Raw genomic sequence first — 19,119 nt, 5'->3', positions numbered from 1 at the left:
TCCAAAGATGAGCTTGACGCGCGCAGATTGGCATGCTGCCTTTGCGTCCGAAATGGCATAATTCCCACTATTTCGGACATGGCCCATGATCGGCATTCTGATCTTCCCGGATTTCCAATTGCTCGATGCGGCCGGCCCGATCTCGGTGTTCGAGGTCGCGGCGCGCTGCGCCGGCAAGCCGCTGGAGCTCCGGGTGCTGGCGCTGAATGCGGGGCCTGTGCGCAGCTCCTCCGGCGTCGAGATGATGGCGCGCGATTTCAAGTCGGCGAATGCCATCACGACGCTGGTCATCGCGGGCGGTGCAGGCGTGACAGAGGCTGCGCGCTGCGAGGTCACGCGCGCCTTCCTGCAGCGGCTGGCAAAGCGCGGCGTGCGCGTCGCGAGCGTCTGCTCGGGCGCCTATGTGCTCGCCGAGGCGGGCCTGCTCGACGGCCGCCGCGCCACCACGCATTGGGGACGCACGCGCGATTTCGTCGCGCGCTATCCGAAGGTGAAGTTCGAGCCGGACCAGATCTTCACCCGCGACGGCAATGTGTGGACATCGGCGGGCATCACCGCAGGCATCGACCTTGCGCTCGCCATGGTGACCGAAGATCTCGGCGAGGAAATCGCGCAGGAGGCGGCGCGCCACCTCGTGCTGTATCATCGCCGCAGCGGCGGCCAGTCGCAGTTCTCCTCGCTGCTGGAGCTGAAGACGCCGAACGGCCGCTTCGGCGCGCTGTTGTCCTGGGCGCGTGAAAATCTCGACGCACCGCTGACGGTGGAGGACCTCGCCGATCGCGCCGGCATGAGCGCGCGGCATTTCGCCCGAGCCTTCGCCGCCGAGACCGGCACGACCCCGTCGAAGGCGATCGAGCGGCTCCGGCTCGAGGTCGCGCGCGAGCGCGTGCAGTCCTCGCGCGAGGGGATCGAGCTGGTTGCGGAAGCCACGGGCTTCCGTGATCCCGAGCGCATGCGACGCGCCTTCATCCGCGCCTTCGGCCAGCCGCCGCAGGCGCTACGGCGCGCTGCGCGGGCGGGATAGGGCAGAGGATCATGTGGACGAAATCGATCGGCTTGGTCTTGTTCGTCACCCTCGCAGGCACGGCATTCTACGTCGGGCAGATCGCGCGACGGCGGTTTCCGAGAACCTACACCACGATCGATAAAGCCCTGTCGTCTCTCGAACTGATATTGCTCGCAGCCGTGCTTTTTGGACTGTTTTATTTCACGCGCTGAGACAAGGTTACGGCCGAGCCTCCAGCTTTCGGTCAGCTGCCGCACCGTCGGACGCATTCGCGCCCCCGGTCAGCCGCCGCGCGATCGGCATCAGCAGGTACGGCGCAAGGTGGATCGGAAACTGCGTCATCGCGAAATAGAGCCAGGTGGTGGGCGGCAAGGCGCCGGCGGTTGCCGCCAGCATCAGGCCGAGATTGCGCTGTGACACCATCAGTCCGAGCGCCAGCGCGCGCTCGGTGCCGATGTGGCGGAACAGCAGCGTGGTGATCGCGAGAAGGGTGAAATAGATCGCGAAGGACAGAGCTGCGAGGCTGAGGGTGAAGAGCGGCTGTGCGAGGAGGTCGCTCACGACGTCGCCCATGATCGCGGCGGCGAAGATGAAGAGGATGATGATGTTGAGGCCGTCGATCGGCGTCTTGTGACGCCGGATCGCCTCCGCGCCGAACATCCATCGGATGATCGTGGCGGCCAGTAAAGACGCGGCGAGGATGCCCAGCAGCTTCAGGCCCAGCGTCAGCGGGGTGATGCTCAGCATGTCGCCGAGGAAGAGGCCGGCGAAGACCGAGGCGGTAAAGGGCACCAGCGCGGTCGAGGTCACCAGCGTGATTAGCACGAGCGTGGCATCGAGACCCATCAGTGCGGCGAGGGCTGGGGAGGCCATCATCGGCGAGGCCATGCTCTGCAGCATCAGTGCGAGCGACAGTCCGGGCGCGCGCGCCGTAAGGCCGGTTGCGTGCGCGATCAGACCGACGATCAGCGGCACGCCGATCGTGGTCCAGGCGGTCGCTGTCGCAACCAGCGCCGGCCGGCGCAGATGGCTGTACAGCGCGGCCAGGTCGACCCGCATGAAGGAGATGCAGAGCAGGCAGAGAATGGCCTCGGTGAGATAGGGACGCAGCAATGCGCCGAGCGGCGGCACCGCGGCCGCGATGAACACGATGGCGGCGACGCCGCGCGTGCCCTGGCTGCCGAGCCAGGTCAGGACGCGCAGCGGGAGAGCGGAGATGGATTGGAGCGGAGAGGCCATGCGGGACGGCGTTTCAGCCCAATCCCTTCAGCCATGCGCCGATCTCGCCGACGGCGACATTGGCCTCTCGCAACAGCTTGCCCATCGTGAAGAAGCCATGGAATTGGCCGGGATAATGGCTGGTCGTCACGGGGACGCCGGCTTGCTTGAGGCGCGCGGCGTATTCGTTGCCTTCGTCGCGCAAGGGATCGGCGCCCGCGGTCAGCACATAGGCCGGCGGCAGGCCCGCCAGGCTTTGCGCCCGCGCCGGCGAGGCGCGCCAATCGTGGATGTCGGCGGCGCCGTTCAGATAATGGTCGCGAAACCAGCGGATCACCGAATGCGTCAGCAGCACGCTGGTCTCGGGCTCGCTGTGGGAGCCATGGGTGAGGGCGAAATCGGTGGCGGGATAGATCAGCACCTGGCCCGCGAGGGCAGGCCCGCCGGCGTCGCGCGCGGCGAGCGCGACGACTGCGGTGAGATTGCCGCCGGCGCTGTCGCCCCCGATCGACAGCCGGGACGCGTCGATGCCGAGCTCGCGCGCGTTGGCGGCAACCCATCTGGTTGCGGCGATCGCGTCGTCGGCGGCGGCGGGAAATTTGTGCTCAGGCGCGAGACGGTAATCGACCGAGATCACGACCAGCGCGCCTTCGACCGCGAGCTGTCGGCAGACGACATCGTGGGAGTCGAGATCGCCGATCACCCAGCCGCCGCCATGGAAGAACACCAGCGCGGGCGACAGGCCGTCGTGCCGGCGCGGCTCCTTGGGAACATAAAGGCGGGCGGGAATGGCGCCGTGCGGGGCCGGGATCGAGAGCGGCTCAACGCGGGCGAGCTCGGGCGCGTCAGGATTGGTGGCAAAGCGCGCCTGCGCGTAATACGCGCGGGCCTCCGGTGCGGTCAGGGTCTCGTAGGCGGGGCGGCCGGCCTCCTGGAAGGCCTTGTAGACGGCGGCGGCATCGGGATCGAGCACGACGGGCATGGGAGCGACCTCGGGAGGTTTCTGGTTATGGTTGGCTGCATTTTCGGGAGATGCCCGCCTCTGCGCCCCCGGGAGGGGCTCCGCGACTATCCCATTCAGGTGCCGGTCTGGCCAGATGGGGCCGGGAAGGGCAGGGTTGCCGCCCTTCCCCCGCCGTATTCGCCGTGTTAACCGGATGGCCTGCGAGCGGCGGTAACCCCTGTAGAATGTCCAACAAGCCCGATTCGCTGTTGAAGCCGCGCGAGATGTTTCGAACCATTACCCTGACAGGTCTTGCGGCGCTTTTGGCCGCCACCGCGCTGACGGTTGCGACGCCGGCTCAGGCGCAAATCGGCACGATCTTTTCCGACCCGCCGCCGATGCGGCCGCCCGGCACAATTCCGCGCGGCCAGCCGCAGCCGCAGCAGATTCCCGACGACGACGAAGAGGTGCCGGAGCTGCCGCCGCAGGGCCGCGTGCTGCCGTCGCGCCCGATGCCTCCGCCGCCGGGCCGGCAGGGCAATGTGATGCCGGGACCGGTCGAGAGCCAGCCGCTGGCGCCGCCGCCGGGCTCCACCGTCGCTCCGCCGAACCAGCCGCCCGTGGCGGTCGCGCCGCCGGGCGGTGCCCAGCCAGGTGCGCCCGGCCAGCGCCAGCCGCAGCAGAAGGGCGCTCCCGGCGCCGTGCCGCAGACCCCGGCAAGCCTGCAGCCGGGCGACGAGGTCGTCACCGAGCCGCCGGCGCAGAAGATCGTGAACAAGAAGGCGACCTTCTCCGGCCTCGACAAGATCACCGGACGCATCATCAATTTCGACGAGGAGATCGGCGAGACCGTCCAGTTCGGCGCGCTCAGGGTCAAGACCGACGCCTGCTACACGCGGCCGGCAACGGAGGCCACCAACACCGACGCCTTCGTCGAGGTCGACGAGATCACCTTGCAGGGCGAGGTGAAGCGCATCTTCTCGGGCTGGATGTACGCGGCAAGCCCCGGCCTGCATGGCGTCGAGCACCCGATCTACGACATCTGGCTTACCGACTGCAAAGAGCCGCAGCAGACCATCGCGACCGCCGCGCCGGATCCCGCGACCAAGCCGGCACCGCCACCGCCGCCCGCGCAGAAGAAGGCCGCGCCGAAGCAGGTGCAGCAGCGTCCGCCGCAGCCTCTGCCGCCGATCCAGCAGCAGCAGCCGGCACCACCGCCGCCCCCGCCGCCGGAGCAGCGGCCGGGTCTGTTCGGTATCCCCGGGTTTGGTAGCCGGTAAATCTGGATTATTGCCGCGAAGCGATGATCTCGAGCGCACGCGCGCCCGGGATCGCGTCACCGGGTGAGAGCCTGAGGAAATCGCCGGGCTCGCCCGCCAGCGCCTTGTCGAGCAAGGCGGTATAGCGCCGCCGCGAGATCTCGACCGCGCCGAAGCTTTTCAAATGCTCCGTGACATATTGCGTGTCGAGCAGCTCGAACCCGCCATGGATCAGCCGCGCGACCAGATGCACCAGCGCGACCTTCGAGGCATCGCGCGCGGTGTGAAACATGCTCTCGCCGAAGAAGGCGCGGCCCAGGCTGACGCCGTACAGGCCGCCGACGAGATCCTCACCCTGCCAGGCCTCGACGCTGTGGCAATGGCCGAGCTGATACAGGCCGCCATAGAGGTCGCGGATGCGCTTGTTGATCCAGGTGTCCTCGCGCCCTTCCTGCGGCGCGGCGCAGCCCGCGATCGTCGCCTTGAACGCGGTGTTGACGGTGACGCGAAAGACGTCCGAGCGCACGGTGCGCGCGAGCCGCGAGGCGACGCGAAATCCGTCGAGGGGGATGACGCCGCGCAATTCCGGCTCGACCCAGAACAGGGTCGGATCGTCGGCGCTTTCCGCCATCGGGAAGATGCCGCAGGCATAGGCGCGCAGCAGCACGGCCGGGGTGATTTCAGACGGAGCGGAGTCGCGCGAAGTCATGGTTCGCGACCATAGCAGGATCGCGATGCCGTTGCGATGGGGTGCACAGCAGGGCGCGCGTTCAGCTTGCGGCGGCGGTGCTGGTCTTGCCGGGAACTGCGGGCAGGCGGCCGAACTTCAGCACGATCCGGGTTCCGGAATGGCTGGGATCGCGCTCGACCGTGGCGTCGAGCTTGGCGGCCATCGCCGCGACGATGCGCTGGCCCATGCCGGTGGAGCGCGGATCGGCCTTGACGGCGTCGCCGACGCCGTTGTCGGTGATCGACAGCAGGAGATCGTCTCCTTTCGCGTTCAGCTCGACATGGATCGGGCCGGCGCCGTCGGGATAGGCGTATTTCACTGCGTTCATCACCAGCTCGTTGACGATGATGCCGACGGCAACCGCGCGGTCCGGATCGATCTCGATCGGCTCGGCCTTCAGCGTCAGGCGCGACATCCGGTTGCCTTCGGCCGAACGGCGCAGATCCTCGAGCAGGGAATCCAGATACTGGTTCAGCACCACGCTCTTCAGATCCTGCGAGGTGTAGAGGCGGCGGTGCACTTGCGCGACCGCGGCGACGCGGCCCATCGCATTGGTCAGCGCCGCCTTGACCTCGTCCTGGGCGGCGGAGCTTGCCTGAAGGTGCAGCAGCGAGGCGATGATCTGGAGCGAATTGCCGACGCGGTGGTTGACCTCGCGCAGCAGCAGCTCGCGCTCGGCAGCAAGGGCCGCGTAGCGGTCGCGCGAGGCGTGGATCTCGGCTTCGGCCTCCTCGCGCGCCCGCTGCAGTTCGGCCTGGCGCAGCGCGCCTTCGGCGGCGACGTGGAGCAGGGGGATGAAATCGCCGGTGACGTCCTTGACGAGATAATCGGCCGCACCCGCCTTCAGCGCGGTGACGGCGATGCTGGAATCCTGCGAGGCCGTGACGAACACGACCGGCGGCGCGTCCGGGATCGCCATGATCTGCTCGAGCGTCTCCAGCCCGTCGAGGCCGGGCATGTACTGGTCGAGCGCGACCACGTCGATGCCGCCATCGATATTGCCTTGGACACCCGCGCGGCGGATGCGCTCCAGGCCTTCCTCGCCGCTCGCGGCGTGGACGACCCTGTAGCCGCGCCGCGTCAGGCCGCGTTCGACCAGGCGCGCCAGCGCACCGTCGTCGTCGATGTAGAGCAGTGTCGGCGTGCGCTGGTTCATGGGGCGGCGGGCGGGACCTGGATGACCGAGAAGAACAGGCCGAGCTGCCGGATGGCATTGGCGAAATTCTCGTAATTGACGGGCTTGGTGATGTAGACGTTGCAGCCGAGCTCGTAGCAACGCTTGATTTCCTGGGAATCGTCGGTGGTGGTCAGCACCACCACGGGCGAAGCCTTCAGATATTTGTTTTCCTTGATCTGCCGGAGGATGTCGATCCCGGTCATGTCGGGCAGGTTGAGGTCGAGCAGGATCAGAAGCGCATTGCCCTTCTGCACGAGGCCGCTGCCGTCGGCGCCGAACAAATGCAGCATCGCATCCGTGCCGTTCTGGAAGGAGACGATCTCGTTGTTGACCCCCGAGCGGCGGATGTTGCGCTCGATCAGGCGGGCGTGGCCCTCGTCGTCCTCGATCATGATGATGGTGACAGGCTGGGTCATCGATCTCTGTTCCGGTTGTTCACGTTCCAGGCGATCGGCAGCGTGATCGTGAAGGTGCTGCCCGCGTTCAGTTCCGATGATACCGACATGGTGCCGCCGAGGCGACGCACAAGTGCACGCACATGCGCAAGACCAATGCCCTGGCCGGGCTTGTCCTGGGTTCCCGCGCGGCGGAACAGGTCGAATATCCGCTGGTGATCCTTCGGATCGATCCCCCGGCCGTTGTCGCTGATCTCGAAGATAGCGTAACCGAGCTTGGTTCGCCCGCGGATTCTGATGTCTCCGGGTACCCCGCGCTTCAGATATTTGATCGCGTTGTCGATCAGGTTGGAGAAGATCTGCTCGAGCGCGAGCCGGTCGCTCACGATGTCAGGCAGCGGCTCGAGATGGATCTCGGCCTGCGCCTCGGCCGCCTGGTGCGCCAGCGTCGACACGATGGCCTCGATCAGCTCGCCTGTGTCGATCTTCACCGGCTGGAATTCGCGCCGGCCCTCGCGGGTGAGGTTGAGGATTGCCGAGATCAGCCGGTCCATCTTGGCGATCGACGATTTGATGAAGCCGAGGGCTTCGGAAAAATCTTCCGACAGCTGCTTGTCGGCGCCATCGAGCACCATCTCGCCCGGTCCGGCGGGGGCGAGGGGCGCCCCGTTCGCAGAAACCTGGGCGAGGCTGCCGATGCGGCGGAAGATATCGCCGCCGAGCTCTTCGAGCTCGCTGGTGAAGCCCATGATGTTGACGAGCGGCGAGCGCAGATCGTGGCTGACGATATAGGCGAAGCGCTGGATCTCGTCGTTGGCCTCGCGCAAATCCGCCGTGCGTTCGTCGACGACGGATTCCAGATTGACGTTGGAGTCGCGCAGGCGCGCTTCGGCCTCGTCACGGGCCCGCGCCGAGCGCCGCACCAGCCAGGTCGAGATCAGGGCCAGCAGGACGACGAGGCCGGAGCCGATGCCGGTCATCGACGCAGCGAGGGTCTGACTGCGGTCGGAGTTTTCCGTTCGGAGCCGGAACAGCCGTTCCTCCTCGCGGATCATCGCGTTGGCCTGGTTGCTGATCGTGGTCGTGGTATTGGCCGCCACGGCCTCGCGGATCAGCGCAATGGCGCGGTCGGGTTGGCCCTCCCTGACGAACTTCATCTCGCGCGAGAACTGGTCGAGCCGGGTCTCGATCGCCGCGCTCAGCTTCTCGATGCTGTCGCGTTGTGCCGGATTGTCGCCGATCTGGCGCGTGAGCTTGTCGAGCGCCGGAATGATCGCCGCCACGGCTTTCTCGTGGTCCGACTGGAAATCCGGTCCTTGCGTCAGGAGAAAGCCGCGGGCGCTGCTCTCCGCACGGCGGATCTCCAGCAGCAGGGCGTTGATCTGGCTCTCCGCCTCGATGGTATGGACCACCCATTTGCTGTCTTCCCGCGCCTTGTTGACGAGGTAGACCGAGCCGGCGCTGATCACAGTCAGCACCACGAGACCCGCCGCGATCAGCAGGATCTGCCAGAACGCCCGCCGTCGTTGGGCTTCAGCCGTCACGACGGTTCACCTGTTTACGTGCAGTGGATTTCAAAACGCCCCCTTGGAACTAGCCCCAACCGTCCAGAACGCGATTGAGGCCAAAGGGTTCCCGAAGGCGGCGAATATTATCGCGGGGCGGGTACCGCCTTGCCGGCCAGGTACTGTTCCAGCCAGTGGATGTGGTAGTCGCCGTTGATGATGTCGTCTTCGCGCACCAGCGCGCGGAACAGCGGCAGCGTGGTCTCGATGCCTTCCACCACCATCTCGTCCAGCGCCCGGCGGAGCCGCATCAGGCATTCGGCGCGGGTCTTGCCGTGCACGATCAGCTTGCCGACCAGGGAATCGTAATAGGGCGGGATCATGTAGCCCTGGTAGACGGCGGAATCGATGCGGACGCCGAGGCCGCCCGGTGGATGGTATTGCAGTATGCGGCCGGGCGAGGGGCGGAAGGTCTCGGGGTTCTCGGCATTGATGCGGCACTCGATGGCGTGGCCGATGACCTGGATCTCGTCCTGCTTGGCGGGCAGGTCGCCGCCGGCGGCGATGCGGATCTGCTCCAGCACAAGGTCGATGTCGGTGATGCTCTCGGTGACGGGATGCTCGACCTGGATGCGGGTGTTCATCTCGATGAAGTAGAACTCGCCGTCCTCGAACAGGAATTCGATGGTGCCGACGCCGAGATATTTCATCTCGCGCATGGCCTTCGCACAGGTCTCGCCGATCTTGGCCCGCGCGGCGGCGGAAAGGACGGGCGAGGGGCCTTCCTCCCAGACCTTCTGGTGGCGGCGTTGCAGCGAGCAGTCGCGCTCGCCGAGATGGATCGCGCCGCCGCGGCCGTCGCCGAGAATCTGGATCTCGATGTGGCGCGGCTTCTGGAGGTATTTTTCCAGGTAGACGGAGGCATCGCCGAAGGCGGATTTGGCCTCGTTGGCCGCCGTCGACAGCGCCACCTGCAGATCGGCCTCGCTGTGCGCGACCTTCATGCCGCGGCCGCCGCCGCCGGCCGCCGCCTTCACCAGCACGGGAAAGCCGATCTTCCTTGCGATCGCCAGGGCATCGTCGTCGGGACCGACCGCACCGTCGGAGCCGGGCACCACGGGGATGCCGAGGCGCTTGGCGGTCTTCTTCGCCTCGATCTTGTCGCCCATCAGGCGGATGTGCTCGGCCTTGGGGCCGATAAAATGCAGATTGTGCTCGGACAGGATTTCCGCGAAGCGCGCATTCTCCGACAGGAAGCCGTAGCCGGGATGCACGGCGTCGGCGCCGGTGATCTCGCAGGCGGCGAGCAGCGCGGGGACGTTGAGATAGCTGTCCTTGGAGGCGGGCGGGCCGATGCACACGCTCTCGTCCGACAGGCGCACATGCATGGCATCGGCGTCGGCGGTGGAGTGCACGGCGACCGTTGCGATCCCGAGCTCCTTGCAGGCCCTGAGGATGCGAAGGGCGATCTCGCCGCGATTGGCTATGAGGATCTTGTCGAACATGGTGCCTCGGGGGCGAACGGGAAATAGCGAATGGCGAACAGGCAGGAGTAACTATTCGCTCCCCCGCTGTTCGCCGATCCCTCACTCAATGATGACGAGCGGCTCGCCGTACTCGACCGGCTGGCCGTCCTCGACCAGGATCTGCGTCACCGTGCCGGCGCGCGGCGAGGGGATCTGGTTCATGGTCTTCATGGCTTCGATGATCAGCAGCGTCTGTCCGACCGAGACCTTGCTGCCGACCTCGATGAACGGCTTGGCACCGGGCTCCGGCGCCCAATAGGCGGTGCCGACCATCGGCGAGCTGACCGCGCCAGGATGCTTGGACAGGTCGGGGCCGGTGGCGGCAGCAGGCGAGGCGGAGGCTGCCGGCAGGGCGGCGGGAGCCGCAGCCATCGGCACAGGCATGGTCGCGGCAACGCTGATGTTACGGGCGACGCGCAGGCGCAGGCCGGCACGTTCGATCTCGATCTCGGTGAGGCTGGTCTCATCGAGCAGAAGCGCGAGCTCGCGGACGAGCGCGGAATCCTCGCTGGAAAACTTTGCGGCTGCTTTGTCGTCTGGCTGGCGCGCCATGTTGTTTGATCCGAATGTTCTGATTGATGAGGGAGCTTCAGGCTTTGGGCTTGATGGCAAGCCCGGCGGCAAGGCCCTGGATGGCGAGGCGGTAGCCCTCGATGCCGAAACCGCAGAGCGAGGCGAAGGCCGCGCGTGCCGTATAGGAGTGGTGACGAAAGCTCTCGCGGGCGTGGATGTTGGTCACGTGCACTTCGACCGTCGGGATCTGAACCGCAAGCAATGCGTCGTGCAGCGCGATCGAGGTGTGCGAATAGCCGCCGGCATTGATGATGATGCCCTTCATCTTGCGGCGATGCGCCTCGTGGATGAAGTCGATCAGCTCGCCCTCGCGGTTGGACTGCCGGCAATCCGCCTTGAGACCGAACGTCGCCGCCGTCTCCCGGCACAGCGCCTCGACGTCAGCCAGCGTCGCGTGGCCATACTTCTCCGGCTCGCGCGTCCCCAACATGTTGAGGTTCGGCCCGTTCAGGACGAGGATCGTGTCGGTTGCTGGTTCGGCCATTCCAATCCCGCAAAGAGGTGCTCGGCGTGGCGGGGGTTATAGGTAACAAAGCGCGTGAGGGGAAGCCTTGAAGGCCTCCCGGAGGGGGTCAAGTACCTCATCCAGTGCGCAAAAACCTGTGTGGAAACCACGGAAATTGCTTGTTAACCAGTCCAAAGGATGGCTGGCGGCCGAGACGCGCGGGTCCATAGGCCAAAAGCCCCTGCCGATCTTTCGGCAGGGGCTCGTTTGGCGGTCAGCGAGCGGCTTAGCCCTCGATGATGTACACGATCTCGCGCGTCTGCGGACGGACGATGACGTACTGGCCGCGGACGAAGATCACTTCATAGCCACGCCACTGCGGGTAGATCTCGACGATCCGGGGCGGCAGCGGGTGGAAGTGGACGGACGCCGGGACCGCGGTGCCGACCGAGATGTTGAAGTTGACGTTCGTGGTCTCCTCGATCTTGGTCGACTTGATCGCGGTCGAGATTTCCGTCCGCTTCTCGGGCGGCGGCGCGGCGGCGGTGGCCGGAGCGTTGCCGGTCGTGGTCTGCGACTTGGTGTCGGTGGAGGCCGGGCGGTTCTCGGCATTGTTGCTCTTGGCAGCGTCGCCGGCCTTGTTGTCCTCGGCCTTCATGTCCTTGGCACCGGACTTGGTGGAATCGGACTTGGTCGTCGAGTCCGAGCTCATGCTCTTCGACTTGTCCTGCGCAGACTTATCCTGCGTGCCCTGGGCGTGCTCGCCCTTCATGCCGGCCTTCTCGTCAGCCGCGTTCTTGTTCATCGTGCCGGACTTTTCCATCCCGCCGGACTTTTCCGTGGCGCCGGATTTCTGCATCGCGCCGGACGACTTGTCGTCGCCGGGCTTCATGGCGCCGCCGGCCTGGCCAACGGTACCCTTGTCATGGCTCACGGAATCGCGGCCCATCGAGCCGCCGCGCTCAGCGGCGCCGCCGGAGGGCTGGGAGTGCTGCATCTGCTGCGAACCAGCGCCGCTATCGCGACCCTTGTCCTGTGCGTTCGCCAGACCGGCGCCCGCAACGAGGGCGACTGCGGCAACTGAGATCATAAAGCGGTTCAACATCGAATTCTCCTCACGTGTTTCTTTGCGTCATTGCCCGCGCCAACAACGAAAGGAGGTTTCAGTTGTTCCGGAACTTCGGCTGTTCCGCGGCATTTGTTTGTTGAACGCCAGATGAATGAACTTGCACGAAGACGCCAAGCTTCGCGCAAGAAAAAAGGCCGGCTTTCCAGCCGGCCTCTTCGTGTTTCACGATCGCAATACGTGCGATCAACAAGTCGCCTTGCCGCAGCGGGCGATGCCGATCTTTTCCTTGAGGCCTTCGGCGCCGACGGCGCCGATCACGATCTGCTTGCCGATGACGTAGCTCGGCGTGCCGTTCATGCCCATCGCTTCAGCGAGCTTGAAATTCTCCTCGATGGTGGCGCGCACCTCGGGGCTGGCGATGTCCTTCTCGATCCTCGCGGTGTCGAGGCCGGCTTCCTTGGCCGCTTGAAGCGCGCGTGCCTTGTCGGCGGCGCCGCGGCCACCGAGCAGCTTCTGGTGAAAGTCGAGATATTTCTTGCCGGTGGGATCCTGCATGCGCACGGCAACCGCGACCTGCGCCGCTTCGACAGAGCCCTGGCTGAGCACCGGAAACTCCTTCAGCACGACCTTCAGCTTCGAATCGCCTTTCATGATGGTGAGCATGTCGTCCATCGCGCGCTTGCAGTAGCCGCAATTGTAATCGAAGAACTCGACGAAGGTGACGTCACCGTCCTTGTTGCCGAGCACGACCTGGCGCGGCGAGTTGAAGATCGCGTCGGCGTTCTGCGCGATGCTGGCCTCGTGCTTCTGCGTCTCGGCCGCGGCCTGACGCTTGCTGAGCTCGGCCATGGCCTCCTCGAGCACCTCGGGATGGCTGACGAGATAGTTCTTGATGATCGTCTCGATGTCGGTGCGCTGGGTATCGGAGAAGCTGTCTGCCGATGCAGGCACGGCTGCGCCGAACATGGCGAGCGCAAACAACGCGGGAGCAAGCAGGCGCAGCGAAGGCATAGGCAAATCCTCTTATCCAAAGCAGGTTTCGGAATACGTCCCGGCGGACTTAAAGCTACGGTCGTGACGTCGTGGTGTCAGGCGTCGTGGTGTCAGTTGCGCGGCGGCTTGGCCGCCACGATGTCGTCGGCCTTGACCCATCCGGGCGTACCGACGGCAAAACGGGTTTTCGCGCGCGTGGCGAGCTCGCGGGCGGTCTTGTTGTCGCCGCGCAAGTAAGCGGCCTGGGCCGATGCGAGATCCGCCTCGGCATAATCTCCCTTCCGGCCATAGGCCATCGCGAGCTGGCTATAACCGAGGATGGCCTCGGGCTCCCGCGCCACCGCGGCGCGGAGAATCCGAACGGCGTCGTCGGTGTAGGCCTTATTATCGGTTCCAACCAGAGCCTGCCCAAGTAACATCTCGATGAGGGGTGAATTGTTCGAGAGTGCGACAGCCTTGCGCAGGGCAGGGATGGCGTCGGCCGGCTTGCCGCTTTCCAGGAGGGCCTGGCCGCGCACCTCGTAGAAGTACGGGTTGTTCGGCTGAACCTGGATCAGCGCGTCGATCTGGGTGAGCGCGCTGCGCAAATCGCCGTGCAGATAGGTGCTGATGGCGCGGGCATAGCGCGCCGGCATGCTGTCATTGGTCTGGGGATAGCGGCGGTACACCGTCTCGGGCCGCTCCATGAAGGCGGAGATCTTGGCGCGCACCATGTCGTGGCGGAGCTGGAGCGCGGCATCGTCCTTCTTGTTCCAATAGGGGCTGGAGCTCGCGAACTCCTGCAGCGCGGCAACGCGCTCGGCGGGCATCGGATGCGACTGGAGATAGGGGTCGGCGCCGCGCGCAGCGAACAGGCTCTCGCTGGTGAAGCGCTTGAAGGTCTCGTACATGCCCTTCGGCGATTGCTGGGTCGCGGTCAGGAATTTCACGCCGGCGCGGTCGGCGTTCTCCTCCTGCTGGCGCTGGTAGGACAGCAGCGACCGGCGGATCACCTCCTGCGGCGCCGAGATCGCAGCGGCGCCGGCATTGGCGAGCCCGTTGTTGCCGCCGCTGCTGTTGCGCGTGCTGCCGGCGGCGATCGCGCCGGCGCCGAGCAACATCGCGATGATCATCTGGGTCTGTGCCGCGGCGAGCTGCTCACGCAGCTTGGACAGATGGCCGCCGGCCAGATGCCCGGTCTCATGCGCGAGCACGCCGATGATCTGGTTCGGCGTCTCCGACTGAAGGATCGCGCCGTAATTGACGAAGATGCGGCGGCCATCGGCGACGAACGCGTTGAACGAGTTGTCGTTGAGGATCACCATCTGGATGTTCTGCTTCTCCAGACCCGCGGCACGCAGGATCGGGCGCGTATATTCGCGCAGCAGCTGCTCGGTCTCGGTGTCGCGCAGGACCGGCGGCCCTTTGGCTTGCGCGTGCGCCGCGGAGAACGGCGTCAGCGCGATCGCCGCAGCCGTAACGAGGGCGGTGAGGGCGGAAGCCTTCTTGCGCAATGCGATCTGGAGCGACATCAAACGGTCTTGGTCAAACGGTCTGGACAGCAGTTTCGTGATTGGTTTTGGCGATTGGCGGCGGGCCGGATACGCGATATGCCCTTATCAGCCGTTCCCCTTATGAGCCGTACAATGCGGCCAGTCTGGGGCGCAAGCGCCCCGTTTTCCGGACCGGCCGCACCGGCCCGCCAGCGAAATAGCAGAAATCAATGCACGATGCGACTTTAAGGAACCGGTTGGGGCAGTGGCTCGAGCCCTCCCGCCGAAGCGATGTTCCCCCGTTCATGGTGATGGACGTCATGGCCGCGGCGGCTCGAATCGAGGCCGCCGGGGGCCATGTCATCCATATGGAGGTCGGCCAGCCCGCGGCCGCGGCGCCCAGGACCGCGATTGCGGCTGCCCACACCGCGCTCGAGACCGGGCGGATCGATTATACCTCCGCCCTCGGCATTCCCTCCTTGCGCGAGCGCATCGCGCGCCATTACCGCGATGCCTATGGCTGCGACGTCAGCCCTGACAGGATCGTAGTGACGACCGGCTCTTCCGGCGGGTTCATCCTGGCCTTCCTGTCGATGTTCGAGCCGGGCGACCGCGTCGCCGTGACGGTGCCGGGCTATCCGCCCTACCGTCATATCCTCACCGCGCTCGGCTGCGAGCCGGTGCTGATCGAGACCACGAACGAGACACGCCATGCTCTCACCGGCGAGGCGTTGCTCGCCGCCCATCGCAAGGCGCCGCTGAAGGGCGTGCTGGTCGGCAGCCCCGCCAATCCGACGGGGACGATGATGTCGCGCGAGGCGCTCGCCAGCCTGATCGCGGCGGCGGAAGACGCCGGCATCCGTTTCATCTCGGACGAGATCTATCACCGGCTCGATTATGCGTTTCCGGCCGTCACCGCGGCCGCGCTCTCCGAGCACGCCCTCGTGATCAACTCGTTCTCGAAATATTTTTGCATGACGGGCTGGCGCGTCGGCTGGATGGTCGTGCCCGAAATCCTCGTGCGGCCGATCGAGCGGCTGCAGCAGAACCTGTCGATCTCGGTGCCGTCGCTGTCGCAGATCGCGGCAGAGGCTGCCTTCGACGGCGCGGCGGAGATGGAGGCGATCAAGCATGGCTATCAGGAAAACCGGCGGATCTTGATCGAGGGATTGCCGAAAGCCGGCCTCGCCAAATTCCTGCCGGCCGATGGTGCATTTTATCTCTATGCCGACGTCTCGGACTTCACCTCGGACAGTTTCGAATTTGCCAAGCAGATGCTGGAACAGGCACGTGTTGCGGCGACGCCGGGCCTCGATTTCGATCCCGTTCATGGCCGATCGTTCATTCGGTTTTCCTATGCACGCTCGCCCGGGGAAATGCGCGAGGCAGTTGACCGGATCGCTCACTGGCTTAAATAGCCGCCAGTTTTCGACCACATCCGGAGCTCATCTTGTCTGACCACCGATCTGTCCCGACTGCTGCTGCGCCACATTTTTCTCTCGCTGCATTGATGTGGCCGACCCGGCCGGGTGAAACGGTCGGTGCGGTGCGTGCCGTCGTGCTGGTTGTGCTCGGCACCGCATTGATGGCGCTATCAGCCAAGGTCAGCCTGCCGCTGCCCTACGTCCCCATGACGTTGCAGACGCTGGTGGTGCTGATGATCGGCGCGGCCTATGGCTGGCGTCTTGGCAGCGCAACCATGATCGCCTACCTCGCCGAGGGTGCGCTTGGCGCGCCGGTATTTGCTGGACCGGTGGGTGGAATTGCGCCGCTGGTTGGCCCGACCGCGGGCTATCTGTTCGGTTTCATTGCGGCCGCTTTCGTGACCGGCTGGCTCGCCGAGCGCGGCTGGGACCGTAATGTGGCGCTGCTGTTTGCAGCGATGGCGATAGGCCATATCGTCATTCTGGCCGCCGGGTTCGGCTGGCTGGCGTTCGGCCTCGGGCTCGGCGCTGCGAAGGCCTGGCAGGTCGGCATCATGCCGTTCGTCGCGGCTTCGCTGGTCAAGAACGCGCTTGGCGCGACGTTGATGCCGGCTGCGCGAAGACTGATCGAGCGTCGCCGGTAAAGCGCGCAAAATTCGCGGTTCCAATTGACAGGGCCGGCCAAGTTGATCTTGGCTGGCCCAGCGTTTGAGGGGGAGTGAAACGATGACGACGACAACGATGGCGGGGGCGCCGATCGCGCCGCCCGCAGCAAAGCCGTGGTACAAGGTTCTCTACGTCCAGGTGCTGATCGCCATCGTGCTCGGCGCCATCGTCGGCTGGCTGTGGCCGACGGTTGCCACCAACGAATGGATCAAGGCGCTCGGCGACGGCTTCATCAAGCTGATCAAGATGGTGATCGCCCCGATCATCTTCTGCACCGTCGTCTCCGGCATCGCCCACATCCAGGATGCCAAGAAGGTCGGCCGTATCGGCGTCAAGGCGCTGGTCTATTTCGAGGTCGTCTCGACCTTCGCCCTGGTGATCGGACTGATCATCGGCAATCTCGTGAAGCCGGGCGCGGGCTTCGGCAGTGGGGCGGCCAACGAGGCGGCCGTTGCCAATTACGCCAAGCAGGCTGCCGGCCAGAAGTCCGTCGACTTCGTGCTGCACATCATTCCCGACACGGTGGTCGGGGCCTTCGCGCAAGGCGAAATCCTCCAGGTGCTGCTGTTCTCGGTGCTGTTCGGCTTCGCGATCATGAGCCTGGGTGAGCGCGGCCACACCATCCGCAGCTTCATCGACGACGCCGCCCATGCCGTGTTCGGCGTCATCTCCATCGTGATGCGCGCAGCGCCGATCGGCGCGTTCGGCGCCATGGCCTATACGATCGGCAAGTTCGGCACCGGCGCGATCCTCAATCTGGTCGGGCTGATCGCCACGTTCTACGTCACCGCGGCGCTGTTCGTGTTCGTCGTGCTCGGCATCATCGCGCGCCTGGCCGGGTTCTCGATCTTCAAGTTCCTGGCCTACATCAAGGACGAGCTGCTGATCGTGCTCGGCACCTCGTCTTCGGAAAGCGCGCTGCCGTCCCTGATGGAGAAGCTGGAGCGGCTCGGCTGCTCCAAGTCGGTGGTCGGCCTCGTGGTGCCCACGGGTTACTCGTTCAATCTCGACGGCACCAACATCTACATGACGCTGGCGACGCTCTTCATCGCGCAGGCGCTCGGCTACGATCTCAGCTTCAGCCAGCAGCTGACCATCCTGGTCGTGGCGATGCTGACCTCGAAGGGCGCTTCCGGCATCACCGGCGCGGGCTTCATCACGCTGGCGGCGACGCTTGCCGTGGTCGATCCGCGCCTCGTGCCGGGCATGGCGATCGTGCTCGGCATCGACAAGTTCATGAGCGAGTGCCGCGCGCTGACCAATCTGTGCGGCAACGGCGTCGCCTGCGTGATCGTCGCCTGGTGGGAAGGTGAGCTCGACCGCGACAAGCTCAACGCCAACCTCGCCAAGCGGATCGACCCGACCGACATGGAGACGGCGATCACCACGGACTGATCGCGCCCTCGGGCTTCGAATTGGGAAGGGCTGGTCGAGATCCTCGATCAGCCCTTTTGTTTGGGCCTAGAACCGCTCGGGCCGATATGGCAGCGGATCAATCGCCGGCGTCTCGTCGCTCATGATCTCGGCAAGCAGGCGTCCGCTCGCGGGTCCCAGGGTAAAGCCCTGGTGGCCGTGGCCGAAATTCATCCAGAGGCCGGGATGCCGCGGAGCTTGCCCGAGCACCGGCAGCATGTCGGGTGTGCAGGGGCGGGTGCCGAACCACGGATCCGGCTCGACGCGCTTGCCGAGGTCGATCAGCTCGCGCGCGGAGCCTTCCGCGCTGGCGAGCTGGACGGGCGTGGCGAGCGCGTCCATGCCGGTCAATTCCGCGCCGGTGGTGATGCGGATTCCCTTCGCCATCGGGCCCATGGCGTAGCCGCCGCCCTTGTCGACGAGCGGCAGGTCGAGCGAAGCGCCGCCGCTGTAATGCATGTGGTAGCCGCGCTTGCGCACCAGCGGAATGCGATAGCCGAATTTATGGAGGAGGTCGGGCGACCACGGCCCCAGCGTCACGACGGCGTGAGCGGCGTCGAGGCGGCCCTGGTCCGTGTTGACCGACCATCCGGTCGCGGTCTGCTGCAGCGACTGCGCATCGCCAAGCACGATGGTGCCGCCGCGACGCTCGAACAGTTCGGCATAGGCCGTGACGAGCGCGCCGGGATCGGACACGGTCCAGGTGTCGAGCCAGTGGATCGCGCCGGGAAGATCGTGGCGCAGGATCGGCTCGGCCTTGGCAAGCTCGCTGCCGGACAGCACGCGAAACTTCACGCCGAATTCGCGCTGGTCTTGTTCTGCGGCCTTGATCGAAAGATCGAGGTCCGCGGCGTCGCGGTACAGCGCGCGATAGCCGGCGCGGCGGATCAGATTGTCGGCATGGGCTTCCCGAATGAGGATGTCGTGCTCCGAGGTCGCGTAGGCGATCAGCCGCGCCCAAGCCTCGATCGCCTCGCGATGCCGTTTCGGCGCCGAGTGCCACCAGTAGCGGAGCAGGGGCTCGACATGGAGGTGAAGCGACGACAGGCTATAGCGCACGTCGTTGGTGCGGCCGGTCGCGATCTTGAGCAGCGTCGCGAGATCGCGCGGCATCGGATAGGGGCGGACCGCTTCGGCCTGGATCATGCCGGCATTGCCGTAGCTGGTCTCACGGCCCGGCTCCCTGCGATCGACGAGCGTCACGGCCCAGCCGCGCTGCTGCAGGTGCAGCGCCGCGCTCACGCCGATCATGCCGCCGCCGAGAACCATTGCGCTTTGCATCGGAAGACTTCTCCTGTCGGACCG

General features: G+C 65.8%; 19 protein-coding genes. 6 read left to right on the top strand and 13 right to left on the bottom strand.

Annotated elements, in window-relative coordinates:
- The first annotated feature begins 85 nt into the window (after window positions 1-85).
- Together ML401_RS18535 and ML401_RS18530 are read left to right on the top strand one after the other, a co-directional pair.
- Window positions 86-1,024, top strand: coding sequence for a GlxA family transcriptional regulator (locus tag ML401_RS18535; protein WP_259210697.1), 939 nt, complete (start codon window positions 86-88; stop codon window positions 1,022-1,024).
- Between the two features lie 11 nt (window positions 1,025-1,035).
- Window positions 1,036-1,218, top strand: a complete 183-nt coding sequence (locus ML401_RS18530; protein ID WP_259210694.1) for a hypothetical protein — start codon at window positions 1,036-1,038, stop codon at window positions 1,216-1,218.
- Between the two features lie 7 nt (window positions 1,219-1,225).
- Here ML401_RS18530 and ML401_RS18525 read toward each other — a convergent pair whose 3' ends face one another.
- Together ML401_RS18525 and ML401_RS18520 are read right to left on the bottom strand one after the other, a co-directional pair.
- Complete coding sequence (locus ML401_RS18525) at window positions 1,226-2,245, bottom strand: Na+-dependent transporter (protein ID WP_285806517.1); 1,020 nt, start codon at window positions 2,243-2,245, stop codon at window positions 1,226-1,228.
- Window positions 2,246-2,258: 13 nt separating this feature from the next.
- Window positions 2,259-3,206, bottom strand: coding sequence for an alpha/beta hydrolase (locus ML401_RS18520; RefSeq protein WP_211417232.1), 948 nt, complete (start codon window positions 3,204-3,206; stop codon window positions 2,259-2,261).
- Window positions 3,207-3,412: 206 nt separating this feature from the next.
- Here ML401_RS18520 and ML401_RS18515 point away from each other — a divergent pair, with 206 nt between their 5' ends.
- On the top strand, window positions 3,413-4,447 hold the full coding sequence (locus ML401_RS18515) for a DUF2155 domain-containing protein (RefSeq protein WP_212066293.1): 1,035 nt from the start codon (window positions 3,413-3,415) through the stop codon (window positions 4,445-4,447).
- A 7-nt stretch (window positions 4,448-4,454) separates the two neighbouring features.
- Here ML401_RS18515 and aat read toward each other — a convergent pair whose 3' ends face one another.
- The 10 genes from aat to ML401_RS18465 form a co-directional block, all read right to left on the bottom strand.
- A complete protein-coding gene (gene aat / locus ML401_RS18510; RefSeq protein WP_194402300.1) occupies window positions 4,455-5,135 on the bottom strand; it encodes a leucyl/phenylalanyl-tRNA--protein transferase in 681 nt (226 codons plus the stop codon).
- A 61-nt stretch (window positions 5,136-5,196) separates the two neighbouring features.
- Window positions 5,197-6,312, bottom strand: a complete 1,116-nt coding sequence (locus ML401_RS18505; protein WP_285806516.1) for a sensor histidine kinase — start codon at window positions 6,310-6,312, stop codon at window positions 5,197-5,199.
- A complete protein-coding gene (locus ML401_RS18500) occupies window positions 6,309-6,749 on the bottom strand; it encodes a response regulator (RefSeq protein ID WP_194402298.1) in 441 nt (146 codons plus the stop codon). Before ML401_RS18500 ends, ML401_RS18505 begins: the two co-directional genes overlap by 4 nt.
- Entirely contained in the window at window positions 6,746-8,272 is a 1,527-nt protein-coding gene (locus ML401_RS18495; protein ID WP_211417229.1) for a CHASE3 domain-containing protein, read from the bottom strand. Before ML401_RS18495 ends, ML401_RS18500 begins: the two co-directional genes overlap by 4 nt.
- Before the next feature lie 107 nt (window positions 8,273-8,379).
- Entirely contained in the window at window positions 8,380-9,738 is a 1,359-nt protein-coding gene (gene accC / locus ML401_RS18490) for an acetyl-CoA carboxylase biotin carboxylase subunit (RefSeq protein ID WP_285806515.1), read from the bottom strand.
- Between the two features lie 81 nt (window positions 9,739-9,819).
- Window positions 9,820-10,311, bottom strand: a complete 492-nt coding sequence (gene accB, locus ML401_RS18485) for an acetyl-CoA carboxylase biotin carboxyl carrier protein (protein WP_211417227.1) — start codon at window positions 10,309-10,311, stop codon at window positions 9,820-9,822.
- Window positions 10,312-10,348: 37 nt separating this feature from the next.
- Window positions 10,349-10,816 carry a type II 3-dehydroquinate dehydratase gene (gene aroQ, locus ML401_RS18480; RefSeq protein WP_285806514.1) on the bottom strand — a complete coding sequence of 156 codons (468 nt, stop codon included), beginning with the start codon at window positions 10,814-10,816 and terminating at the stop codon, window positions 10,349-10,351.
- Between the two features lie 247 nt (window positions 10,817-11,063).
- On the bottom strand, window positions 11,064-11,882 hold the full coding sequence (locus ML401_RS18475) for a DUF1236 domain-containing protein (protein WP_211417225.1): 819 nt from the start codon (window positions 11,880-11,882) through the stop codon (window positions 11,064-11,066).
- 207 nt (window positions 11,883-12,089) lie between these two features.
- Window positions 12,090-12,857 (bottom strand): DsbA family protein, encoded by a 768-nt coding sequence (locus ML401_RS18470; RefSeq protein WP_285806513.1) that lies wholly within the window; start codon window positions 12,855-12,857, stop codon window positions 12,090-12,092.
- 92 nt (window positions 12,858-12,949) lie between these two features.
- Complete coding sequence (locus tag ML401_RS18465) at window positions 12,950-14,350, bottom strand: M48 family metalloprotease (protein ID WP_194402291.1); 1,401 nt, start codon at window positions 14,348-14,350, stop codon at window positions 12,950-12,952.
- A 191-nt stretch (window positions 14,351-14,541) separates the two neighbouring features.
- On the opposite strand from ML401_RS18465, the gene ML401_RS18460 reads away from it, so the two are divergent.
- The 3 genes from ML401_RS18460 (at window position 14,542) to ML401_RS18450 (ending at window position 17,796) form a co-directional block, all read left to right on the top strand.
- Window positions 14,542-15,729, top strand: a complete 1,188-nt coding sequence (locus ML401_RS18460) for a pyridoxal phosphate-dependent aminotransferase (protein ID WP_285806512.1) — start codon at window positions 14,542-14,544, stop codon at window positions 15,727-15,729.
- Window positions 15,730-15,821: 92 nt separating this feature from the next.
- A complete protein-coding gene (locus ML401_RS18455) occupies window positions 15,822-16,379 on the top strand; it encodes a biotin transporter BioY (RefSeq protein ID WP_285806511.1) in 558 nt (185 codons plus the stop codon).
- Window positions 16,380-16,461: 82 nt separating this feature from the next.
- Complete coding sequence (locus tag ML401_RS18450; RefSeq protein WP_211417223.1) at window positions 16,462-17,796, top strand: dicarboxylate/amino acid:cation symporter; 1,335 nt, start codon at window positions 16,462-16,464, stop codon at window positions 17,794-17,796.
- Between the two features lie 66 nt (window positions 17,797-17,862).
- Here the strand turns inward: ML401_RS18450 and ML401_RS18445 are convergent, their stop codons facing one another.
- The gene (locus ML401_RS18445; RefSeq protein WP_285806510.1) at window positions 17,863-19,095 is read right to left on the bottom strand and encodes an FAD-binding oxidoreductase; all 1,233 of its coding nucleotides are present in this window, start codon (window positions 19,093-19,095) and stop codon (window positions 17,863-17,865) included.
- Window positions 19,096-19,119 lie beyond the last annotated feature (24 nt).

It is taken from the genome of Bradyrhizobium sp. 62B (assembly GCF_030272265.2).
Taxonomy (GTDB): Bacteria; Pseudomonadota; Alphaproteobacteria; order Rhizobiales; family Xanthobacteraceae; genus Bradyrhizobium.
Note: the sequence above shows the minus strand (reverse complement) of the source record. Positions and strands in the feature narration are given on the sequence as shown.